The 1,411-nt window shown below is 34.9% G+C and carries 2 protein-coding genes; both read left to right on the top strand.

What is annotated here, in order from left to right:
* Window positions 1-241: 241 nt before the first annotated feature.
* Window positions 242-469 carry a ribbon-helix-helix domain-containing protein gene (locus tag bsdtw1_RS23375; RefSeq protein ID WP_183280060.1) on the top strand — a complete coding sequence of 76 codons (228 nt, stop codon included), beginning with the start codon at window positions 242-244 and terminating at the stop codon, window positions 467-469.
* Window positions 470-641: 172 nt separating this feature from the next.
* Entirely contained in the window at window positions 642-1,379 is a 738-nt protein-coding gene (locus bsdtw1_RS23370; RefSeq protein WP_183280059.1) for a rolling circle replication-associated protein, read from the top strand.
* The last annotated feature ends 32 nt before the right edge of the window (window positions 1,380-1,411 follow it).

Here is a 1,411-nt window from a genome sequence, read left to right as displayed (position 1 = left end):
GGTTTTATGCCGGGAAAACTTTTCTCTTGGGGTCACATATGTTAGGCTGCTTGAAGGAGGATCAGAGCGAAAGCGAGGTGCCTCCGTAGAGCCGACTAAACATATAAAGTGACGAGGGTCCCAAGGGAAAAGGAAACTGGAATAAATCTTGGCTTGGTTTGTATGGAAAAGTAAAATTTTGGTTGACAGGTTTATCAATGTGATGTAATATATTATCAATGTGATGTAATGGAGGTTTGAAATGAGTAAGAGAATAAATGTAATGTTGAGTGATACTTTAAATGACAGGTTGGATAATTACTCTGAAAGATATGGAGTTAGTAAATCAAGCATAGTTGGGTTTGTTTTAGGTCAATGGATTGATCAAGTCGAAAGAGCTAATAGTTTTGTTTATGGTGCTACAGGAAATGACGGTTTTTTAGCTGATTTATTTAAAAATGTAATGGTTGAAGAAAAATTACAGAAATAAAATTTCAGTGAATTAAAGCATTGTTATATTGGGGGTGTCGATGCTCTTGGGTATGCCGTAGGGCGACCCAAGGGCGACCCCTACTACTTAACTTGATTATAGGGATTAATAAGCAGATTTTTAGTATAGGTTCGTTCCGCTGAAAGCGTGTATTTATGGGGGGTGGTAAAGATTGAGTTCTTTAAAAAGTTATGAGAAAAAAGTGGTCATTAGTGGAGATATAGTTGAAATTTATGAGTATAAAAATGCAGTTTTACAAGGTTATACTGATTTTAAGAAGAGTAGTTCAGGAAGGTCTGTAGTCGCTTCTGAGGGGGACAAGCAAGTTAATAGGAAAAAGGTTATGGACAGGGCAAAACGTGACGTTAGAAGGCTGATAAATGCAAATATAGGTCAATACAGCAAGTTTGTGACTCTGACGTTTATGGATAATGTGACTGATATTAAAAAGGCTAATTATGAGTTTAAGAAGTTTAAGCAACGTCTTGAGGGCTATTTAAATCATAAATTACAGTATGTTGCAGTAATCGAGTTTCAAAAAAGGGGTTCAATACACTATCATGTAGTTATGTTCAATGCTCCGTATATAAAGACTAAAAAGTTGGGTGAAATATGGGGTAATGGATTCGTTAAAATCAATCAAATAGATAAGGTTGATAATGTAGGTGCTTATGTATGTAAATACATGACAAAGACAGATGATGAGCGATTGTATGGTGAAAAGATGTATTTTAGTTCTCGAGGTTTAGAAAAACCATTTGAAATAAAAGAAAAAGACAGGGTAGATAGTTTGGCGACGTCTCTCCCTGTATCTTCGCTCACTTATGAAAGTACCTTCACAAATGAATATAATTCGGTTGTATATAAACAATATAACATCAAAAAAGCAAATATAGAACAAGTAATTTAATGCCAATAGTGAAATTCAGCAGAGAAAGCCAA

The sequence above is a fragment of the Clostridium fungisolvens genome (assembly GCF_014193895.1).
In the GTDB taxonomy this organism is placed as follows: domain Bacteria; phylum Bacillota; class Clostridia; order Clostridiales; family Clostridiaceae; genus Clostridium_AR; species Clostridium_AR fungisolvens.
Note: the sequence above shows the minus strand (reverse complement) of the source record. Positions and strands in the feature narration are given on the sequence as shown.

Bases quoted from the DNA above. Each gene is read 5' to 3' on its own strand.
- bsdtw1_RS23375 (WP_183280060.1), top strand. From the start codon at position 242: ATGAGTAAGAGAATAAATGTAATGTTGAGTGATACTTTAAATGACAGG.